This is a genomic window from Bradyrhizobium sp. CCGE-LA001, assembly GCF_000296215.2.
Lineage (GTDB): Bacteria > Pseudomonadota > Alphaproteobacteria > Rhizobiales > Xanthobacteraceae > Bradyrhizobium.
In genome coordinates, this window is sequence record NZ_CP013949.1 from 5,144,445 (window position 1) to 5,162,153 (window position 17,709).

The window sequence follows — 17,709 nt, forward strand, 5'->3', positions numbered from 1 at the left end:
TCTGCGCAGCGATACTCGTACTCATTCGCCTTGCGTCCAGGACGGTGTCACTCAGTCCCCCTTCAAAGTGCCGCTGGTCACGATCCGGGAACAGCATCTCGCAGAGGGTCGGAGCGTCATTAAGGCGACTTTTAGTTAAATGCGGATTAAGTTCGGGCGGATGTAGGGCAGCTCGTTAGCGCTGTCTCATTTTGAGAAAAAAGCCCGCAGAACTACGGACTTAGCTGGATCTGTTAACCATAGTTCTCGGACGGACTGACAAGCTCTGCGGGCGTTTATGCCCGTGTCTCCAAGGCCATCCAATCAAGTCGTTTTCGTGGTTCTCGATGCCCGCAGGATAACGGATGAGCATTGTGTGAGGCTGGCCCACGCTGCCAAGCAGGCCGGCGGCCTACCCGTTGCCACGTCACACATCTCGCACAGAGCGGTCACGCGGCACGGCGCCGTGATTGGAAGTTGATCGCGCCGGTCTGGAAATCGCCGTCACGAGAAAGTAGCTCCTACCTCGGCACTTTTCAGCAGCCTCTGCGCGTGATACGGAAGCGTATCGCCTCGTCTTGAACTGTGCCGAGCACGCAAACGGAGGCTGGCATGAGAGGCTTTTCACGCACCGGACTTTTGACCGCAGCGTGGTCATTTTTGTTGATCGGACTCGCGTGTGCACAGCCTGCTGCCAATGCGGGCTGCACGGCTTCGCCGTCAGCCGTGAGCACGCAAGTCTGGCGCTGCGACAATGGCATCACGATCGTCACGGAAAATGGCGCCAGATTTGAACTTAAGGACGCCAACCGCGACGGACATATAGATTCCGTGGAGTTGAGCAGCAAAGCGCTCCTGATCGAAGTGCCCAAGAAGCCCGGTGGCAATCCCTTCAAGGTGCTGACCCCTCGGGCAATCGCCGCCGTGCGCGGCACGAAATGGGCAGTTGATGTCGCCGACGCCAAGACCTCGGTGTTCGTCGCCGATGGCCGTGTCGGCGTGACCCGCAGGTCCCGTGGACGCGGCGTCGTGCTCGGACCGGGCGAAGGCGTCGATGTCGAGGCAACCGGGCGGTTGATCGTCAAGACATGGGGCCAGCCGCGCATCGACGCGCTCATGGCGAGGCTCGGACAATAAGGCTTGGACAATTTTGGGCCGTATCCAACAAGGCTCGGTCAATGAGATTTGGACGATAGAAGATTGCAAAACGACCGCATGCGTAGCCGACGCGTTCAGCTCCTGGTGGCACTCGTTCTCACCGCGCTGTGGGGCGCTGGCATCTTTGCCGCGCACGCCAACGGCCATCTGCGCTTTCTCGACCGCCTCGAAGCGACGCTGACAGATTGGCGGACCCAGGTCCGCGGCGTGCAGCGTCCGCCTGATCTCGTCACCATCGTCGCGATCGACGATACCGTGGTGAAGCGCGGCGGCAGCTATCCGCTGCCGCGCGCCGATCTTGCGCGCGTCGTCGACACCATCGTGCAATTCAAGCCGAAGGTCGTCGCGATCGATCTGCTGCTGGTCGACCGCAGCGCCGCGATCGGAGATGCGACGCTGGCCAACACGCTCGCCACCGGTCCCATGGTGCTCGCCGCGGCGGCGATCTTCCCGTCTGCTAGCGAGACCGTGGAGCCGAGCAGCGACGGGCCCCTTGCCGCTCTGCCCCAGGCCGAGCGCTTCCTGCTGCCGCTGCCGGCGTTCGCGGACCATGCCGAGGTCGGCGTCGTCAACGTCGCGACGGGACAGTCGGGCTCGCCGCTCGCGGTACCGATGCTGTTCCGGACCCGCGACAAGGTCGAGCTGTCATTCCCGTTGCGCGTCGCAGCGCGCGCGCTCGACCAACCGCTGACGGTGGCCCCCGATCATCTCATGCTCGGCGATCGCATCGTGCCCACCGACCGCGACTTCGCGCTGCCGATCACCTATTACGGCCCGCGCCGCACCATCCGCACCGTCAGCGCGCAGAGCATCTTCGACGGCACGCTCAGCCGCGCCGCGATCGAGAACCGGATCATCGTGATCGGCGCCGCGGTCGCTGGCGGCGGCGACTTCTACCCGACGCCGTTCGATTCGCTGATGCCCGGCGTCGAGGTGGTCTCGACCGCGATCACCCATCTCGTCGCCGGCGACGGCATCCTGCGCGACCGCAGGGTCCGTATCGCCGATGCCTTCGCCGCGATCCTGTTGCCGTTGCTGCTGGTCGCCCTGCTCGCTTGGCGACGCAGCGCGCTCGGCATCATCGTGGCCACTGCGGTGATGATCGCCTGGGCAGGGCTCAACGTATTCGCATTCACGCATGGCATCTGGCTGAACGCTGCGACGACGCTCGCAGCGACAGTACCGCCGGTTGCACTCTTTATCGGCGTCCAACTGTGGGCGGGAGGCCGCCGCACGCAATATCTCGACGCCAAGAGCAGGTCGCTGGCGCGCTTGCAGGCGCCGGCGGTGCAGGAATGGCTGGCGCGCGATCCTCATTTTCTGTCCAAGCCCGTCCGCCAAAACGCCGCCGTCGTCTTCATCGATCTCTCCGGCTTCACGGGTCTGAGCGAACGGACCGATCCGGATGCGCTCCGGGAGATCCTGAAGGCGTTTCACGCGCAGATCGACAAGACCGCCGTCGATTGCGGCGGCATGATCACCGGCTTCCTCGGCGACGGCGCCATGATCCTGTTCGGCCTGCCGCGCGCCATGCCCGACGACGCGGCGCGCGCGCTGACATGTGCGATCGAGCTGCACCGCGGCGTCGAGCGCTGGATCGCCTCGCTGCCGCCGGCCATCGGCGACCAGCTCGGATTCAAGATCGGCGCACATTGCGGCGAGATCGTCGCCTCCCGCCTCGGCGAGAGCCACCAGCACATCACGGCCACGGGCGATACCGTCAATGTCGCGAGCCGGCTGATGGAGGTCGCCGCGCGGAACGACGCGCGGCTCGCACTGAGCAATACGCTGCTCGATGCCGCCGATTTCCACGGCGCGCCCGACGGCGTCCTGACGGGCCCCCTCCTCACCCAGGTCCGCGGCCGCTCCGGCGTCGTGACCGTCTGGTTCTGGCGGGACCGGGATGGGCCAGTGCAAGATCACACCAAGGCAGAAGCGGTCGACTGAGGCCTTACCTCGCCTCCGGCGGCGGCGAGCGGTCGAGCACGTCGCCCTTGGCGCCTTCAAGCAGATCGATGCCGTAGGTCTCGACCACGAGCGGGCCGCGCTTGCGCTGCAATTGCGCGACCTGCGTCACCTGCGCGAAGAGACCGTTGAGGGCGGTGTGCCCCCCTGCGCGCAGCTCGTCGACATAGAGCAGCTTGCCGGCGAGCAGCTTGGGATCGGGCTCGGGCATGTTGACCCAGCGGATGCGCTGGGTCTGCTGCACGACGCAGGTGCCGCGCGGCAGATAAAAAGCCAGCCAGCCTGTGGTGCCGTAATCCTGCGCGAGCACACAGGTTGCGCCGCTGCGCGCGCGCACTGCTTCGATCTCGGCGGCGAGCTCGCGCCAGCCGACGCCGACGCTGCGCACGGTCGCATCGCGGCGATAGCCGGAGAGCCAGCCGGTATTGGCCTGCAGGATCAGGGCTGCAAACATCACGATGCCCACCGGCGCTGCCCAGCGCAGGCAGAAATCGGCCAAGCGCCGCTGGCGCGGCTTCCATTGCACGAGATTGGCGGCGGCGGCCGCGGCAATGACGAAAGGCGGATAGACCGGCGCAAACCAGTTGGCTTCGACGCGGGCATGCAGCGAATGCCAGACGAAATAGGCGACGATGGTCCAGAACATCGCCTCGATCAGCACCCGTGAGGCCAGCGCGCCGGCCCGATGCCAGGTCAGCGCATGCAGCCCCATCGCGCCCAGGATGAACACCAGCGGGGTCGCGAACGCGATCTGGGTCGGAATCAGCTCGGCGATGAAGACGGGACGGAAGTCCTCGACCTTGGCACGACCGAGCTGCTTTGCGAACGAGACCCATTGATGATCCGCATTCCAGAGGATCACCGGCGAGAACAGCGCCAGCGCGACGAGGCCGCCAAGATAGGGCCAGGGCGAGAGGAACCAGTGCCGCAGTTTCGGCACGGCCGCCAGCCAGATCAGGATCGCCAGCCCGAAGAACATCGCGGTGTATTTCGACAGCAGCGCCGCACCGACGGCTGCGCCGACTGCAAGCCACCAGAGCCCGCGTCCGGTCTCCAGCACCTTCGCAAGGAAGAACAGCACGAAGCTGGATGCGACCAGAAGCGGCGCATCGGGCGTCACGATTAGGGTGCCGACGGAGGCCATCATCGTCACATTGAGCAGGATGGCGCTGGTGGCGGCCACGCGCGTGCCGCCGAACAGGATCGCGGCGGCGCGATAGACCGCATAGCTCATCGGCAGCGCCAGCAGGATCGAGACGAGGCGAACGCCGAGCTCTGTGTCGCCGGCAATCATGGTGCCGGCGCGGATCACATAGGCCACCATCGGCGGGTGGTCGTAGTAACCACCCGCCAGGTTGTTCGACCACATCCAGTAATAGGCTTCGTCGAAGGTGATCGGCGTGAACGCGGCCGCGACCAGCCGCAGCAGCACCAGTGCGAGGATCACCAGCACGGTGTTGCGGACGATCCGCGCGTCAGCTCCGCCCATATCGCGCTATTTCTTGCGCCAGACGAACAGTCCGGACATCGCGTAGTTCCACACCACGCCCATCAGCGCGCCGGCCATGCCGGCCAGCCACCAGATCGGCTCCTGGTCGTAGACCGAGAAAGCGACGCCGACATTGGCGAGCAGTCCGACGCTGCACACGATGTAGAAGGCGATCAGGCCGCGCAGCAGCGCGAAGCCCTTGAGCCGCTGGTCGCGATAGGTGAGGAAGTTGTTGAGGATGAAATTGCTGGTCATGGCGACGATGGCGCCGGCGGCCTGCGCCTCAGCGAACGGCGCCTTGAACAGCTGAAGTCCGATGAACAGCGTCGTCAGATGCACCACGAGGCCGATGCCGCCGACCATCGCGAACAGGATGAAGCGCAGCGAGACGATGTCGTTGGTGAATTTTGCCAGCACGAGGCCGAGGAAATCGAGCGCGACCATAGAGTCGAGCTTGCTCTCGCCATGCTGGCGAGCGCCGAACGTGTAGGGAATCTCGACGGCGCGCAAGCTGCCGTGCGCGGTCGCGACGAGGTCGAGCAGGATCTTGAAGCCGTGTATGGACAGTTTCGGTGCGAGCTCTTCGAAACGGTCGCGGCGAATCATGAAGAAGCCGCTCATGGGATCGGCGATCTCGACCCGCAGCATCTTCCTTGCGAACTCGGTTGCGAGCGCGCTGGCGCCGGCGCGCTGCTTGTTGAAGCCCTCGCTCTTGTAGCCCTCGATGTAGCGGCTGCCGACCACGAGATCGGCCTGATCGCTCGCGAGCAGCAACAGCATCTTCGGCAGTTGCGTCTCGTCGTGCTGGAGGTCGGCGTCGATCACGGCAACATAGGGGGCGCTCGAGGCCAGGATGCCCTCGATGCAGGCCCCCGAAAGGCCGCGCCGGCCGATGCGGCGGACGCAGCGCACGCGGCTGTCGCGCTGCGACAGCGCGCGAACGACGTCCCAGGTTCCGTCGGGTGAATTGTCGTCAACGAACACAACTTCCCAAGCGATGTTGGCGAGCGTCGCCTCCAGCCGCCGGTACAGCACCATGACGTTGTCGCGCTCGTTGAAGGTCGGGACGATGACCGACAGTTCCGGCCCCTCTTGAGCCTGATTTTGGGCCTGCTGCGGGTTGTCGGTGCCCGGTCTGATCGCTTCATTCATGACGGCAGCGTATATCCGCCGCGTCTTGCGCTGCCAAGTTCTTGCGCTGCCAAGCCGGGGTTTCTGTGGGGAATGGCCAAAGCAGGCCCCAAAATGCCAACGACCCCGGAACGGCGGGCCGCGCGTACATCCGGCGCAAGCCCAAGCTATTCCAAGGTCGTCCCAGCGCCGGAGTTTTCGCTCAACGTCGCCGTTAGAAGCTAGATAGGAACGACCAATCCGCTCCGCAAGGGGGCCCAGAACCCGATTTTTCCAGCCTTATTGGTTGGGGACTTCCCGGATCACCGGCCCTCGCGGCGCTGGCGCGACCGGGGCGGCGGGCGCCGCCGTAGGGGCTGGCTCGACCTTCGCCGGCTTGGGCGGCTTTCCGTACTGTCCGATCGGACCGAACACGACGGCGACCGCCAACACGATCGCCGCGGCGATCGCGCCCAGAATGCCCCCCACCGACTCAGACGACATCGACCCATCCCTATTCCCTATGCACCCAGTGATACCATGGATGAGCGCGCAACCGGAAGGGCTGCCGAAGGGAGCGAATGGTGAATGGTGGAGTAGCGAATAGAAGGCAGGTTTTCTGGCCCTATTCGCTACTCGCCACTACCATTCCCTATTTCGCCGGCGTCCGATGCTTGACGTAGGCGGTCACGATGTCCTTCTGCGCCGCCTCCACCGCCCTGTTCGCGGTGGCGAGATGGGCGCTGGAATCGATGGTTGGATATTGCGAGGTGAGATAGTCGAGCAGCGCCACCCGGTAATATTGCCGCTCCGACGGACAGGCGCCCGCAACCGAGCGACCGAAATCCTGTTCCGACAGGCCCTTGTTGGAGTCACGCGAATATTCCCGCGCCAGGCAATGCCAGTAGTCGTCGCGGCCCTGCTGGGCGAGCTTCTGCGCGCTCTTCGTGTCGTCATCATCCGCCAAAGCGGAAGGCATCATGGCAGCAGATGTCATCACAACGAGCGCCGCTCCCACCAACAGCATCCGCATCTTGTTCTCCTTTGTCGCGGGTCCTGGGCGCGAGCTTAGACGGGACCAGCCAACTGGCCAATCACAACTGGTTTGATTAGGATGAGGTCCCTCCCCGTCGATGCGAGATCCTTCCGTGGCCAAAGCAAAAACTGCGTCCAAAAAATCCGGCAACATCTTCATCGGTATCGGCGGCTGGACCTTCGAGCCCTGGCGTGGCGTGTTCTATCCGGAGAAGCTGACGCAGGCGAAGGAGCTGTCCTACGCCGCCTCGAAGCTGACCTCGATCGAGATCAATGGCACCTATTACGGCTCGCAGAAGCCGGAGAGCTTCCGCAAATGGGCGAGCGAAGTGCCCGAGGGTTTCGTGTTCTCGGTGAAGGGACCGCGCTTTGCCACCAACCGCCGGGTGCTCGCCGAGGCCGGCGATTCCATCAAGCGGTTCTACGATTCCGGCGTGCTGGAGCTCGGTGACCATCTCGGGCCCGTGCTCTGGCAATTCGCGCCGACGAAGAAGTTCGATGGTGCCGATTTCGGCAAGTTCCTGGAGCTGCTGCCGCGCAAGCTCGATGGGCGCACGCTGCGGCACGTCGTGGAGGTCCGGCATGACACTTTCTGCACGCCCGACTTCGTGGCCCTGATCCGCGAATTCGAGACGCCGGTCGTGTTCGCCGAGCACGGCAAATACCCGGCGATCGCCGACGTCGCCGGCGACTTCGTCTATGCGAGGCTGCAGAAGGGCAATGACGAGATCAAGACCTGCTACCCGCCGAAGCAGCTGGACGCTTGGGCTGAGCGGTTCCAGGCCTGGGCTTCAGGCAGTGAACCCGACGACCTGCCGAAGGTTGACAAGACCAAGCCGAAGAAGGAGCCGCGCGACGTGTTTGCTTATGTCATCCATGAAGGCAAAGTGCGCGCGCCGCACGGCGCCATGGAGTTGATCGCGCGCGTGAGCTGAGGGTGTCCCATGGCGAAAAAAAAACTCTTCACCATCGGTTATGAGCAGACACCGCCCAAGGCGGTGCTGGACGAGCTCGAACAGGCCGGCGTCAAGCTCTTGGTCGATGTGCGCGCGGTGACGTCCTCGCGCCGGCCCGGCTTTTCCAAGAAGCAGCTGTCGGCAGGCCTCGATGAGCGCGGCATCGCCTATGTCCATCTGGCCGCGCTCGGCACGCCCAAGGAAGGCCGGCTTGCGGCACGCAGCGGCCAATTTGATGCGCTGGAGAAGATTTTCTCCAAGCATCTGAAGACGCCCGAGGCGCGGGAAGCGATTGACGAGCTCTCGGCGCTGGTGAAGAAGGCCGGGCCGGTGTGCCTGCTCTGCTACGAGCGCGACCACACCCACTGCCACCGCCAGATGATCGCGGAGATCATCGAGGAGCGCGATGGCGTTGCTGTGAAGAATTTGGCGGGGCGGCAGATCTGATTGTCTCTCCGTCATGGCCGGGCTTGTCCCGGCCATCCACGAACTTCTTCGCCCGCGGCCAAGACGTGGATGCCCGGGACAAGCCCGGGCATGACGAAGGGAGATAGAGCTCACCCCTCCCCCACCAGTTCGAACGTCCCCTCCATCATCTGCACGCAATGGCCGCCGACATAGGCGTCCAGCAGAGCACCACCTTCCTTCTCCACCGTCGTCCGCAGGATGCTCGGCCGGCCCATGTCAAATCCTTGACCGACGGTGAGCTTCACTTCGCCGTCGCGACGCGGATCGAGCTCGGCAAGCAGAGCGGCGGCCGCAACCGTCGCGCTGCCGGTGGCGGGATCTTCCGTGAAACCGCCGGTGCCGCGCATGAACATCCGCGCCAGGAGATCGCAGCCAGCCTCGGCCGCCGGAATGTCGCGTGTATAGAAATAGACCGAGAACGCACCGTCGCGCGGCAGTATCCGGCCGAACGCCGCAGCATCGGGCTTCGCCCGCCGCAGCGCATCGCGCGAATGTAATTCTGCGACCACGAACGGCGTTCCGACGCCGACGACTTGTGGCGCATGGCGATCGGTGCTGACGTCGTCCGCCGTCAATGACAGGCATGCGGCGACCTCGGCCGCGGACAGTTTTGCAAGCCGCGCCAGCTTCTGCGGCGCGGTCAGCTCGGCGCCGACGACCTTGCCCTGCTCGCGCCAGATCTCGACCGGCACGATCCCCGCCTTCTCCTCGAACAACAACCGCGGCCAGGGCTCATTGCTGCGACGAGCCAGCACGAAGGCGGTTCCGACATTGGGATGGCCTGCGAAGGGAAGTTCCCTGACCGGGGTGAAGATGCGGACCTCCGCATCGTGGCTGGGATTGCGCGGCGACAGCACGAAGGTCGTCTCGGAATAGTTGAATTCGGTCGCGATCGACTGCATCTGCGCGGTCGTGAGCCCGCCGGCATCGAGCACCACGGCAAGCGGGTTGCCCCCGAAGGCACGGTCGGTGAACACGTCGACGGTGATGTAGCGGCGCTGCATCGTCTCTTCCTCATGCAAGCGCGGCCGCGACCGGCCGCATCGCCGGCAGTCTACAAGCCGGCAACATCGCTCGTCATGCCCCAAAATTCGGAGCAATCGGAGCAATCGATTTGAGGAGTGGAGAGCAGACGTCAGTGTGATATGCGTGGCGCGCTAGCCCAACTGAAACACCGCGACCGGCCGCTCATAGCCGCGTACCGCGACTTCGCCGAGCGCGATGGCGTCGCTGCCGTCGTCGCCCAGCACTTCGCGCACGGTCGCGGAGATCAGGAGCTGCGAGCCGAACTCCTTGTTCAGCGCCTCCAGCCGCGAGGCGAAGTTCACGGTGTCGCCGATGACCGTGTATTCCTTGCGCCGGGGCGAGCCGATGTTACCGGCAACAACCTCGCCGAAATGGATGCCGATGCCGATGCGCAGCGGCCAGCTCGTCTGCGCGTTGATGCGATCCATCGCGGTCAGCATCTCGCGGCCTGCGGCGACCGCGCGGTGCGCGGCGTCGGCAGCTTCCAGCGGCGCGCCGAACAACGCTAGGAAGCCGTCGCCGAGAAACTTGTTCACGATGCCGCCGTGGCGGTCGAGAATGTCGACCAGCACGGCGAAGGCGCCGTCGAGCCGATCGACCACCTCTTGCGGCGTGCGCGATTGCGCACCGGCGGTGAATCCGCGGAAATCAACGAACATCACGGCGACGCGGCGGACGTCGCCCCCGGTGCTGGATCCCTCCGCCATCAGCCGCTCCACCACTTGCGGCGAAACGTGCTGACCAAACAGATTGGTCACCCGGTCGCGCGCGGTGGCCGCCGCAATGCTGGCGGCAAACTGCCGCCGCAGCTGCGCGCCGACGGCGCCCGCGAGCACCCCGCAGATCAGGATGACGATGCTGCGCACGGCGTGGAGATAGACCAGGGGTTCGTCGGTCTCTCCGGCCGAGTTGTAATAAAGTGCGACGGCCAATAGCCCGGCCGCGGCAACGAAACCGGTGAATGCAGAGAGCCAAAAGTCGAGCCGAAGGGTCGAGAGGATCACGAAGATGAAGTACATCAGCGGCACAGCGAAGCCGAGCGCCTGAGGCGCGCCCATGGTCCGGATTTGCAGAATGAGAATGAACGTCGGCAGCGACGTCTCGATCAGCGTGCCGATATAGCGCCGGATCACCGGCAGGTCACGATCAAGGCGGAGGTTCTTCCTGATCTGGGTGTGGACCCAGACTTCGAACAGGATGAAGCAGGCCAGAAGTCCGTAGACCTCGATGATCCCATCCGTTCCGCGCCAAACCCGGTTCACCACGGCGGGATCGATCAGGTAAATGGCAGTGAGTAACAACATCATGCAGCAGCCCGTCATGATCAGCGCGCGCACCCGTAACAGCTCGGTGCGCAGCACCTCCCGCGTCAGCTCGCGCTCGAAATCGCCCGATAGCACGGCGTGATGCCGCGTCTTCCTGCTCGCAAACCTGACCATTCCGCCCCCTTATCATTCTAGGGCGCGACAAAGTCGCGAACCCGGAATCTCGAGATCCCGGGTTCGATGCTGGCGCATCGTCCCGGAATGACAGCGAGGACAGTTTGCCTCAATCCAGCGTGCGGCGGAAGCGCGTGACGGCGATGGTCATGGCGAGCAGCATCAGGGCCGCCAGCGCCAGTGTGTCGAAATGAAGGTTCTGCATGGTCGCGCCCTTCAGCATGATGGCGCGGACGATGCGGAGATAATGGGTCAGCGGCAGGGCTTCGCCGAGATATTGCGCCCAGGCCGGCATGCCCGCGAACGGAAACATGAAGCCGGAGAGTAGGATGCTCGGCAGGAAGAACATCATCGACATCTGCATCGCCTGAAGCTGGTTTTGCACCAGGGTCGAGATGGTGTAGCCGATCGACAGATTGGTGGTGATGAACAGCGTCGAAAGCAGCGCCAGCAGGAACAGGTTGCCGAGCAGGGGCACGCCGAACAGGCCGACGCCGATGCCGATGATGAGGAAGGCCTGGAGGAAGCCGACCAGAACGTAGGGCACGATCTTGCCGAACATCACCTCGACCGGCTTGATCGGCATCGACAGCAGGCTCTCCATGGTGCCGCGCTCGACCTCGCGCGTGACCGACAGCGCGGTGAAGATCAGCATGGTCATGGTGAGGATGGTGCCGACGAGGCCCGGCACGATGTTGAGACTGGAATCCGCGGCCGGATTGTAGCGGGCATGCGCGCGGATCTCGAATGGCATCTCCGGGGGATCGCCGATGTAGAGATCGTGCTTGAGCGCGGTCTGCACCACCATGCCGAGCGAGCCGATCGCCGAGCTCGCCGCAACCGGATCGGTGGCATCGGCGGCGACCAGCAGCGCCGGCTTGTCACCGCGCCGCACCGCGCGCTCGAAGCCGCGCGGGATCTCGACGCCAAACAGCACCTTGCCGGATTTCAGGAGATTGTCGAAATCGTCGACGTCGTGCACTTCATAGAGGAAGCGGAAATAGGCGGTGTTCTCCAGCGCCTTCAGGATCGAGCGGGCGAGATCGGAGTCCTCCTGGAGCAACACCGCGCTCGGCAGATGGCGCGGCGTGGTGTTGATGGCATAGCCGAACAGCATGAGCTGCATCACTGGCAACATCACGATCATCGCGAACGAGACGCGATCGCGCTTCAGCTGGATGAACTCCTTGACCAGCATCGCATAGCAGCGCCGCAGGAAGCCGAAGCGCTCGCGGGCCTCGTGGCGGGGTGCGGGATGGTCGACGGCGCTCATTGGAAATTGTCCTTGGAGCGGCTCATCAACTCGATGAACACGTCTTCCAGCGACGGCGACGACTTCTGCCAGTGCAGACCGCCCTTCTCGCGCCATGGCCCGATGCCCGCTTCAAGCGCTTCGACGTCGCGCCCCGACACGTGCAGCGAGGTCCCGAACGGCGCCACCATGTCGATGCCGGGCTTGCCCGTGAGTGCAGCCGCGAGCTCATTCAGGCTCTCACCCGTGACGGTGTAGGTCGTCAGCGCGGAATTCGCGATCACCTGCTCCACCGTGCCGTGTGTCAGGAGATGGCCATAGGCGATGTAGGCGATCTCGTGACAGCGCTCGGCCTCGTCCATGTAGTGGGTCGAGACCAGCACGGTGAGGCCCTCCGCCGCGAGCGCGTGGATCTCGTTCCAGAAGTCGCGCCGCGCCTTGGGATCGACGCCGGCCGTCGGCTCGTCGAGCAGCAGAAGCTGCGGACTGGGCAGCGTGCAGGCACCCAACGCCAGCCGTTGCTTCCAGCCGCCGGAGAGCTCGCCGGCGAGCTGCTCCTCACGGCCGGAGAGCCCGAGCCGCTTGATCATGTCGCGCGCGGCGCCGCGCGCATCGCTGAGGCCATAAAGCCGCGCGACGAATTCGAGGTTCTCGCGGACCGAGAGATCCTGATACAGGCTGAAGCGCTGGGTCATGTAGCCGACCTGGCGCTTGATCTTCTCGGCATCGCGGCGGATGTCGTAGCCGAGACAGGTGCCCTCGCCGCTGTCGGGCGTCAGCAGGCCGCAAAGGATGCGGATGGTCGTGGTCTTGCCCGAGCCGTTGGGGCCAAGGAAGCCATAAATGGAGCCGCGCTTCACCTGCATCGACAGATCGTGCACGACCTCGCGGCCCCCGAACGACTTGGTCAGGCCCTTGACGTCGATCGCAATGCCGTTGCCGCCGCTCATCGCCTGTCCGCCACCGGTGTCTTCGGATTGAGATGGATGTCGATCGGCTGTCCGACGCGCAAGGCGTCAGGGCGCGACGGCCGCGCCTGGATCAGATAGACGAGCTTGTTGCGCTCTTCGAGGCTGTAGATCACGGGCGGGGTGTACTCGGCCGACGTCGCGATGAAATAGATCTTGGCGGTGAGATCCGCCGCGCAATTGTCGCAGGATACGCGCACGGTGTCGCCGATCGCGAGCTTGGGCAGCTCGGTCTCGGGCACGAAGAAGCGCAGTTTCATGTTGCCAGGCGGCATGATCGAGAGCACCGGCCGCTGCGCCGCGACCATCTCGCCCTCGCGGAAATAGATCTGCTGGATGGTGCCGGCGACCGGCGCGAAGCCCCGGCGGCGCGCCATCCGCGTCTCCGACGTCGCAACCCGCGCCTCGGCGACGCGCAAGCCGGACACGGCGGAATCGAGATTAGCCTGTGTGCCCGAGCCGGTCTTGTTCAGCGAGGCCGCGCGATCATAGGTCTGCTGGGCATTTGCCAGCGTCGCCTTGTTCTGGTTGAGATCGGCGAGCTGGAGATCGTCATCGACGGAGTAGAGGTGATCGCCGACCTTGACCTCGTCGCCCTCGCGGACGTTGAGCTTGGTCACCCGGCCTGCTTCGTCGGGACTGACGAAGATCATATCGGCCTCGACCCAGCCCTGGAAGCCGGGATCGCGCTTTTCCTTGCAGCCGGCCAGCGAGGTTGCGAGCGCGAGTGCTGCGATCGCACAGAGGCGCGGCACATGCTGCTGTCGATCCCTCACCCTGAGGAGCCGCGAAGCGGCGTCTCGAAGGGCGAGGAGCCACAGCCGGGCCTGCATCCTTCGAGACGCGCGTTCCGCGCTCCTCAGGATGAGGGGAGAAACGATTTGTGACGACGTCATGTCGTCCTCCGTTCGCCAAAAATCAAATCGAGATGGACGCGCAGCATCTCCTGCGCGTCGAGCGGCGCGTGTCGCGCAAACAGGCTCTGCCAGATCACCGCGATCATCGCCGGCGCGACCAGGATCTGCGGAAAGCGCGCGAGGTCCTTCTCGCGAATCTCGCCGCGGGCGATGCCGAGTTCGATCAGTGCGCGCATGCCGGCAATCCCGCGCGAAACGACCTCGCGATAGTAGAAATCGGCGACGGACGGAAAGCGCGGCCCCTCCGCCACGATCAAGCGCACGAGATCGCCGCGCCTGGTGCCGATGACCTCTTTCAGGAAGTTGCCGGCAAAGGTCTCGATCAGCTCGCGCACCGTGCCGGTCGGCGGCGGCAGCGCATTCAGCCGCGCCACGACCGGGACGATGACGATGCGCACCAGCTCCTCGAACATCGATTCCTTGTCCTTGAAGTGCAGGTAAATCGTGCCCTTGGCGACGCCGGCGCGCTTGGCGATGTCGTCAAGCCGTGTTGCGGCAAAGCCGCGTGCGATGAACTCCTCCATCGCGGCCTCCACGATCGCTGCGCGTCGCTCCTGGGCACGCGTGGCGCGGTTCGAGGCGGGCACAGCGTCGTTGCCCTGAGGCGCGTCGGCCCTCCCCTTGGTGCGATCTGCAGATGACGTGGCGGCTTTGATCGGCTTCTTTGTCATGCTCCATTTATGACTGACTAGTCAGTCAATGTCAATCTTGAGAGCGCAGCAGGAGCGCCGAAATCAATTAGCATTGACTAATTCATTAGTAGTAGCTAATTGAATACTCATGATCGATGCCACCCCCAATCCCATCACCACAGTGATGCGCGCCCTTGCCGATCCGACCCGCCGCGCCGTGTTCGAGCGCGTGTTCGAAAGCAAGGAGATCAGCGTCGCCGAGCTCACGCGCGGCAGCGGCGTGACCCAGGGCGCGATCTCACAGCACCTGAAATCCCTCAAGCAGGCCGGCCTCGTTGCCGAGCGTGCCGAGGGCCGCAACGTCTACTATCGCGCCGCGCCGCAAGGGCTCGAGCCCCTGGTCACCTGGATGGACCATTACGGCGTGTTCTGGCGCGAGCGCTTCCAGAACCTGCGTGACCTCTTGAAGGAGATCGATCCGTGAGTGCAGCCGAGTTGAAAGCCGAGACAAAAGACATCGTCATCGACGAGGTCTTCCCTCATGCGGCCGAGACGATCTGGAAGGCGCTGACCAGCGCCCAGCTGATCGCGCGGTGGCTGATGCCGCCGACCGGTTTCGAAGCCGTCGAAGGCAACACCTTCACGTTCAAGACCAATCCGGCCGGCGCCTGGGACGGCACCATCCAATGCCGGGTGCTTGAGGTCGTCCCGAACCGGCAGTTTGCCTATGCCTGGAAGGGCGGCGACGAAAGCAATACCGGCTACGGCTCGGCGCTCGACACTATCGTGACCTGGACGCTCACGCCGGTCGAGGCAGGGACGCGCGTGCGTGTGATGCATTCGGGCTTCGTGACGCCGAAGAACGACACCGCCTATCGCAACATGAGCGACGGCTGGGTCAAGGTGCTGCGGCGGCTCGATGCCGTCTCGGGCGAAGACACGTAAGGAGGCGTCGTGATGGACAAGCCCTATACCGGCGGCTGCGCCTGCGGCGCGATCCGCTATTCGATCGCCGGCGAGCCCCTATTCAGCAATCACTGCCAGTGCCGGGACTGCCAGCGGGAAAGCGGCAGCGGCCACGGCTCCTACGCGACGTTCGCGCGCGCCGGCGTCACGCTGACCGGCGATGCCAAGCATTGGGACATGGTCGCGGACAGCGGCAACGTGAAGACGCGCGGCTTCTGCACGCAATGCGGCGTGGCCGTCTACATGACCTTCGCGGCGCAGCCCGACGTCTTCACCATCCGCGCCGCAAGCCTCGACGAGCCCGCCCGCTACCAGCCGCAAGCCGTCACCTTCGCTGCGCGCGGCCATGGCTGGGATCGCCTCGATCCCAGCCTGCTGAAGTTCGACGGCATGCCGCCCGGGTAGCCACCCACTCCGTCATCTACGAGGAGCGAAGCGGACGAAACAATCCAGAACACCTCCGCGGAAGGATTCTGGATTGCTTTGCTTCGCTCGAAATGACGATGTGGAAGCTGTCGAGCGCCACCACTAGCCATGGAACTTCAAGCCATCGACGATCTTGTCGATCACTTTCCGATCGGCGCGCATTGCGATGCCGACGAGATTGAGGTCGGTGCGCGCGACGGCCCGCACCGCCTCGCGGTTGGCGGCATCATGCGTCGTCTTGAACATGTCCTCGGTGTAGACCGCCGGCTTGACGTTGCGGGTGAGCGCGCGATCCAGCGCGCGCGACAATGCAGGACCATCGGCGCCGTAGATCAGGATCGGCTGGCCGATCAACGCATGATATGTCGTGCCAGAGGCGTCCTCATAGGCTTCGCCGATGCATTCCGGAAAGGCCGCGGCGATGCCGCTGATGAGGAAGGAGGCGACGTTGAGCTTCTGCCAGGCTTGAAGATCGGTCCGGATCACGACGGCGATCTTGGTATCGAACTGCATTTGTTTCTTCCACTGTCATTCCCGCAGCGATGCTACGCATTGCCCCATCACGACAGCAAGAGCAATCAGCCCTTCGCGTCGCAGGCCCAGGCGCGGATCACGCATTCCTTGCCGCCGTATTTGTAGCATTCGCGCGTGGCGGCATTGAGCGAGGCCGAGATCTTCGGCTTGACGGCGTAGCCGTAGGCGCCGCACGGATTGGTGAGATCGACCGACATCGCGGCGCAGGCGCGCTTCATCGTCACGGTCGTGCAATCGCCCTTGCATTGCTTCTGCGCCGCGGCGCGAGCTTCGTGCTCGGCGCCATAATCATAGGCCTGGCCATAGGCGCCGCACTTGCCGACCGCGATGGCGCCCGCGGCGTGGGCTTCGGTGATGTAGCGGGCGCCGGTGACACAGACGGACAGCGCAAAGCAAAACATCGCGCAACGGCGCGCGACGACGTTCGAAGCCATGGAAAAACCCCTCCCCCCAAGGCAGGTGCGGTCGACTCTAAGGCCCGGTCGTTTCCAGATGGTGAACGGGTGGTTGAAATCGGCAGGCAACGAGGGGATATCTATCTCGTGTCGTTGCGCGCGCTCGACCCGACGCCCGCCGCGACCAGGGGGAGGCCTGATCGTGATCAAACATCTGCCGCTTGTCATCCTCGCCATGCTCTCGGCGACAACCGCTTGCTCCGCTGACCAGCAAGGACTGTTTCGAGATGCCTATCTCTGCCCGGCGCGGGGACCATCTTCCGTCTGCGTGTATGGGACCATCCCAAAGGGAACGCAGGTGACGTTGATCGCCAAGGGCTGGAAAAGCGCGGCCGAGCCGAAGGGGACGTTCTCGAACAAGAACCAGGAATTCCAGAACGGCGTCGCAACGAGCACGCGGCTGCAGGTCGCAAGCAAGCCGCCGAAGGACGCATTCATGCTCGCCGTCCTGGCTCCGACGGACGCGATCAACGAAGTCAGACTCGATGAAATTCAGGATCCGGCTATCGTTCAAAGAATTGGCGGGCACATCAAGAAGACCAGGGAGCTCAAGCTCGCCCCGGACATCCGCCTGCTACAGACGCGCCTGTTCAGGCTTTCACCGACGATCCTGCTGTCCGAAACGTTCGTCAGCGCCCCCAGCGATGTCGCTGAACTGACGAAACAACTTCCGAACGGCTGCGACATCTGCGAGAACGTGCCGCTGATGGTCGGAACAAGCCTGCATGACCTCTTTAGGGAAGTCCGCCCCGCGCAGCGAAACGACACCGAACGCATCTGCGGCGGGATCAAGCTTGCCTTCACGCTGTCTGGCCGGACCTATGCGCTTAGCCACGCCTACATCTGCGAAAGCGATGCCATGTCGGCCACACTGGTCCACGACCTTTCGGGACCAACGCCAAAGCTGGCGTTCAAATTGATCGGCGGCCTTTAG

At 64.2% G+C, this 17,709-nt stretch carries 20 protein-coding genes; 8 read left to right on the forward strand and 12 right to left on the reverse strand.

Annotated features, from left to right (window positions below; translation table 11 throughout):
• Positions 1–591 precede the first annotated feature (591 nt).
• On the forward strand, positions 592–1,116 hold the full coding sequence (locus tag BCCGELA001_RS24040) for a FecR domain-containing protein (RefSeq protein WP_060736472.1): 525 nt from the start codon (positions 592–594) through the stop codon (positions 1,114–1,116).
• Positions 1,117–1,194: 78 nt separating this feature from the next.
• Positions 1,195–3,084: a CHASE2 domain-containing protein gene (locus tag BCCGELA001_RS24045; RefSeq protein WP_060736473.1), complete on the forward strand. Its 1,890-nt coding sequence runs from the start codon at positions 1,195–1,197 to the stop codon at positions 3,082–3,084.
• Positions 3,085–3,088: 4 nt separating this feature from the next.
• Here the strand turns inward: BCCGELA001_RS24045 and BCCGELA001_RS24050 are convergent, their stop codons facing one another.
• The 4 genes from BCCGELA001_RS24050 to BCCGELA001_RS24065 all read right to left on the reverse strand — a co-directional run bounded on the left by BCCGELA001_RS24050 (position 3,089) and on the right by BCCGELA001_RS24065 (position 6,734).
• Entirely contained in the window at positions 3,089–4,591 is a 1,503-nt protein-coding gene (locus tag BCCGELA001_RS24050) for a glycosyltransferase family 39 protein (RefSeq protein WP_060736474.1), read from the reverse strand.
• Between the two features lie 6 nt (positions 4,592–4,597).
• Positions 4,598–5,743, reverse strand: a complete 1,146-nt coding sequence (locus BCCGELA001_RS24055) for a glycosyltransferase family 2 protein (protein ID WP_060736475.1) — start codon at positions 5,741–5,743, stop codon at positions 4,598–4,600.
• A gap of 258 nt (positions 5,744–6,001) precedes the next feature.
• Positions 6,002–6,205, reverse strand: a complete 204-nt coding sequence (locus tag BCCGELA001_RS24060) for a hypothetical protein (protein ID WP_008568381.1) — start codon at positions 6,203–6,205, stop codon at positions 6,002–6,004.
• A gap of 148 nt (positions 6,206–6,353) precedes the next feature.
• Positions 6,354–6,734, reverse strand: coding sequence for a hypothetical protein (locus tag BCCGELA001_RS24065; protein ID WP_060736476.1), 381 nt, complete (start codon positions 6,732–6,734; stop codon positions 6,354–6,356).
• A 100-nt stretch (positions 6,735–6,834) separates the two neighbouring features.
• On the opposite strand from BCCGELA001_RS24065, the gene BCCGELA001_RS24070 reads away from it, so the two are divergent.
• Both BCCGELA001_RS24070 and BCCGELA001_RS24075 read left to right on the forward strand, forming a co-directional pair.
• A complete protein-coding gene (locus tag BCCGELA001_RS24070; protein WP_144441439.1) occupies positions 6,835–7,671 on the forward strand; it encodes a DUF72 domain-containing protein in 837 nt (278 codons plus the stop codon).
• A gap of 9 nt (positions 7,672–7,680) precedes the next feature.
• The gene (locus BCCGELA001_RS24075) at positions 7,681–8,139 is read left to right on the forward strand and encodes a DUF488 domain-containing protein (protein ID WP_060736478.1); all 459 of its coding nucleotides are present in this window, start codon (positions 7,681–7,683) and stop codon (positions 8,137–8,139) included.
• A gap of 110 nt (positions 8,140–8,249) precedes the next feature.
• Here BCCGELA001_RS24075 and BCCGELA001_RS24080 read toward each other — a convergent pair whose 3' ends face one another.
• The 6 genes from BCCGELA001_RS24080 to BCCGELA001_RS24105 form a co-directional block, all read right to left on the reverse strand.
• Positions 8,250–9,164, reverse strand: a complete 915-nt coding sequence (locus BCCGELA001_RS24080) for a PhzF family phenazine biosynthesis protein (protein WP_060737802.1) — start codon at positions 9,162–9,164, stop codon at positions 8,250–8,252.
• A 153-nt stretch (positions 9,165–9,317) separates the two neighbouring features.
• Positions 9,318–10,625 carry an adenylate/guanylate cyclase domain-containing protein gene (locus BCCGELA001_RS24085; protein WP_060736479.1) on the reverse strand — a complete coding sequence of 436 codons (1,308 nt, stop codon included), beginning with the start codon at positions 10,623–10,625 and terminating at the stop codon, positions 9,318–9,320.
• Positions 10,626–10,734: 109 nt separating this feature from the next.
• Complete coding sequence (locus tag BCCGELA001_RS24090; protein WP_008564616.1) at positions 10,735–11,898, reverse strand: ABC transporter permease; 1,164 nt, start codon at positions 11,896–11,898, stop codon at positions 10,735–10,737.
• Complete coding sequence (locus BCCGELA001_RS24095; RefSeq protein ID WP_060736480.1) at positions 11,895–12,827, reverse strand: ABC transporter ATP-binding protein; 933 nt, start codon at positions 12,825–12,827, stop codon at positions 11,895–11,897. The genes BCCGELA001_RS24090 and BCCGELA001_RS24095 overlap by 4 nt, the downstream gene beginning before the upstream one ends.
• A complete protein-coding gene (locus BCCGELA001_RS24100) occupies positions 12,824–13,741 on the reverse strand; it encodes an efflux RND transporter periplasmic adaptor subunit (protein WP_236840746.1) in 918 nt (305 codons plus the stop codon). Before BCCGELA001_RS24100 ends, BCCGELA001_RS24095 begins: the two co-directional genes overlap by 4 nt.
• Entirely contained in the window at positions 13,738–14,433 is a 696-nt protein-coding gene (locus tag BCCGELA001_RS24105) for a TetR/AcrR family transcriptional regulator (RefSeq protein WP_008564636.1), read from the reverse strand. Before BCCGELA001_RS24105 ends, BCCGELA001_RS24100 begins: the two co-directional genes overlap by 4 nt.
• 109 nt (positions 14,434–14,542) lie before the next feature.
• Here BCCGELA001_RS24105 and BCCGELA001_RS24110 point away from each other — a divergent pair, with 109 nt between their 5' ends.
• Genes BCCGELA001_RS24110 through BCCGELA001_RS24120 form a run of 3 tightly spaced genes read left to right on the forward strand, consistent with a single transcriptional unit; the run spans position 14,543 to position 15,765 of the window.
• Positions 14,543–14,878 (forward strand): ArsR/SmtB family transcription factor, encoded by a 336-nt coding sequence (locus BCCGELA001_RS24110; protein WP_060736482.1) that lies wholly within the window; start codon positions 14,543–14,545, stop codon positions 14,876–14,878.
• On the forward strand, positions 14,875–15,339 hold the full coding sequence (locus BCCGELA001_RS24115) for an SRPBCC family protein (RefSeq protein ID WP_008569125.1): 465 nt from the start codon (positions 14,875–14,877) through the stop codon (positions 15,337–15,339). The genes BCCGELA001_RS24110 and BCCGELA001_RS24115 overlap by 4 nt, the downstream gene beginning before the upstream one ends.
• 12 nt (positions 15,340–15,351) lie before the next feature.
• Positions 15,352–15,765: a GFA family protein gene (locus BCCGELA001_RS24120; protein WP_060736483.1), complete on the forward strand. Its 414-nt coding sequence runs from the start codon at positions 15,352–15,354 to the stop codon at positions 15,763–15,765.
• 123 nt (positions 15,766–15,888) lie between these two features.
• Here the strand turns inward: BCCGELA001_RS24120 and BCCGELA001_RS24125 are convergent, their stop codons facing one another.
• Positions 15,889–16,299: a DUF2000 family protein gene (locus tag BCCGELA001_RS24125; RefSeq protein ID WP_060736484.1), complete on the reverse strand. Its 411-nt coding sequence runs from the start codon at positions 16,297–16,299 to the stop codon at positions 15,889–15,891.
• Between the two features lie 65 nt (positions 16,300–16,364).
• Positions 16,365–16,754: a DUF4189 domain-containing protein gene (locus BCCGELA001_RS24130; protein WP_008564648.1), complete on the reverse strand. Its 390-nt coding sequence runs from the start codon at positions 16,752–16,754 to the stop codon at positions 16,365–16,367.
• A 163-nt stretch (positions 16,755–16,917) separates the two neighbouring features.
• Between BCCGELA001_RS24130 and BCCGELA001_RS24135 the strand changes: the two genes are divergently transcribed.
• Positions 16,918–17,709 carry a hypothetical protein gene (locus BCCGELA001_RS24135; RefSeq protein WP_144441440.1) on the forward strand — a complete coding sequence of 264 codons (792 nt, stop codon included), beginning with the start codon at positions 16,918–16,920 and terminating at the stop codon, positions 17,707–17,709.

Excerpts from the sequence above, each read along its gene's own strand:
- BCCGELA001_RS24110 (WP_060736482.1), top strand. The coding sequence starts at position 14,543 with ATGATCGATGCCACCCCCAATCCCATCACCACAGTGATGCGCGCCCTT.
- BCCGELA001_RS24085 (WP_060736479.1), bottom strand. The coding sequence starts at position 10,625 with ATGGTCAGGTTTGCGAGCAGGAAGACGCGGCATCACGCCGTGCTATCG.
- BCCGELA001_RS24120 (WP_060736483.1), top strand. The coding sequence starts at position 15,352 with ATGGACAAGCCCTATACCGGCGGCTGCGCCTGCGGCGCGATCCGCTAT.
- BCCGELA001_RS24125 (WP_060736484.1), bottom strand. The coding sequence starts at position 16,299 with ATGCAGTTCGATACCAAGATCGCCGTCGTGATCCGGACCGATCTTCAA.
- BCCGELA001_RS24095 (WP_060736480.1), bottom strand. The coding sequence starts at position 12,827 with ATGAGCGGCGGCAACGGCATTGCGATCGACGTCAAGGGCCTGACCAAG.
- BCCGELA001_RS24050 (WP_060736474.1), bottom strand. The coding sequence starts at position 4,591 with ATGGGCGGAGCTGACGCGCGGATCGTCCGCAACACCGTGCTGGTGATC.
- BCCGELA001_RS24070 (WP_144441439.1), top strand. The coding sequence starts at position 6,835 with ATGCGAGATCCTTCCGTGGCCAAAGCAAAAACTGCGTCCAAAAAATCC.
- BCCGELA001_RS24040 (WP_060736472.1), top strand. The coding sequence starts at position 592 with ATGAGAGGCTTTTCACGCACCGGACTTTTGACCGCAGCGTGGTCATTT.
- BCCGELA001_RS24105 (WP_008564636.1), bottom strand. The coding sequence starts at position 14,433 with ATGACAAAGAAGCCGATCAAAGCCGCCACGTCATCTGCAGATCGCACC.
- BCCGELA001_RS24075 (WP_060736478.1), top strand. The coding sequence starts at position 7,681 with ATGGCGAAAAAAAAACTCTTCACCATCGGTTATGAGCAGACACCGCCC.
- BCCGELA001_RS24065 (WP_060736476.1), bottom strand. The coding sequence starts at position 6,734 with ATGCGGATGCTGTTGGTGGGAGCGGCGCTCGTTGTGATGACATCTGCT.
- BCCGELA001_RS24130 (WP_008564648.1), bottom strand. The coding sequence starts at position 16,754 with ATGGCTTCGAACGTCGTCGCGCGCCGTTGCGCGATGTTTTGCTTTGCG.
- BCCGELA001_RS24080 (WP_060737802.1), bottom strand. The coding sequence starts at position 9,164 with ATGCAGCGCCGCTACATCACCGTCGACGTGTTCACCGACCGTGCCTTC.
- BCCGELA001_RS24055 (WP_060736475.1), bottom strand. The coding sequence starts at position 5,743 with ATGAATGAAGCGATCAGACCGGGCACCGACAACCCGCAGCAGGCCCAA.
- BCCGELA001_RS24060 (WP_008568381.1), bottom strand. The coding sequence starts at position 6,205 with ATGTCGTCTGAGTCGGTGGGGGGCATTCTGGGCGCGATCGCCGCGGCG.
- BCCGELA001_RS24100 (WP_236840746.1), bottom strand. The coding sequence starts at position 13,741 with ATGACGTCGTCACAAATCGTTTCTCCCCTCATCCTGAGGAGCGCGGAA.
- BCCGELA001_RS24090 (WP_008564616.1), bottom strand. The coding sequence starts at position 11,898 with ATGAGCGCCGTCGACCATCCCGCACCCCGCCACGAGGCCCGCGAGCGC.
- BCCGELA001_RS24045 (WP_060736473.1), top strand. The coding sequence starts at position 1,195 with ATGCGTAGCCGACGCGTTCAGCTCCTGGTGGCACTCGTTCTCACCGCG.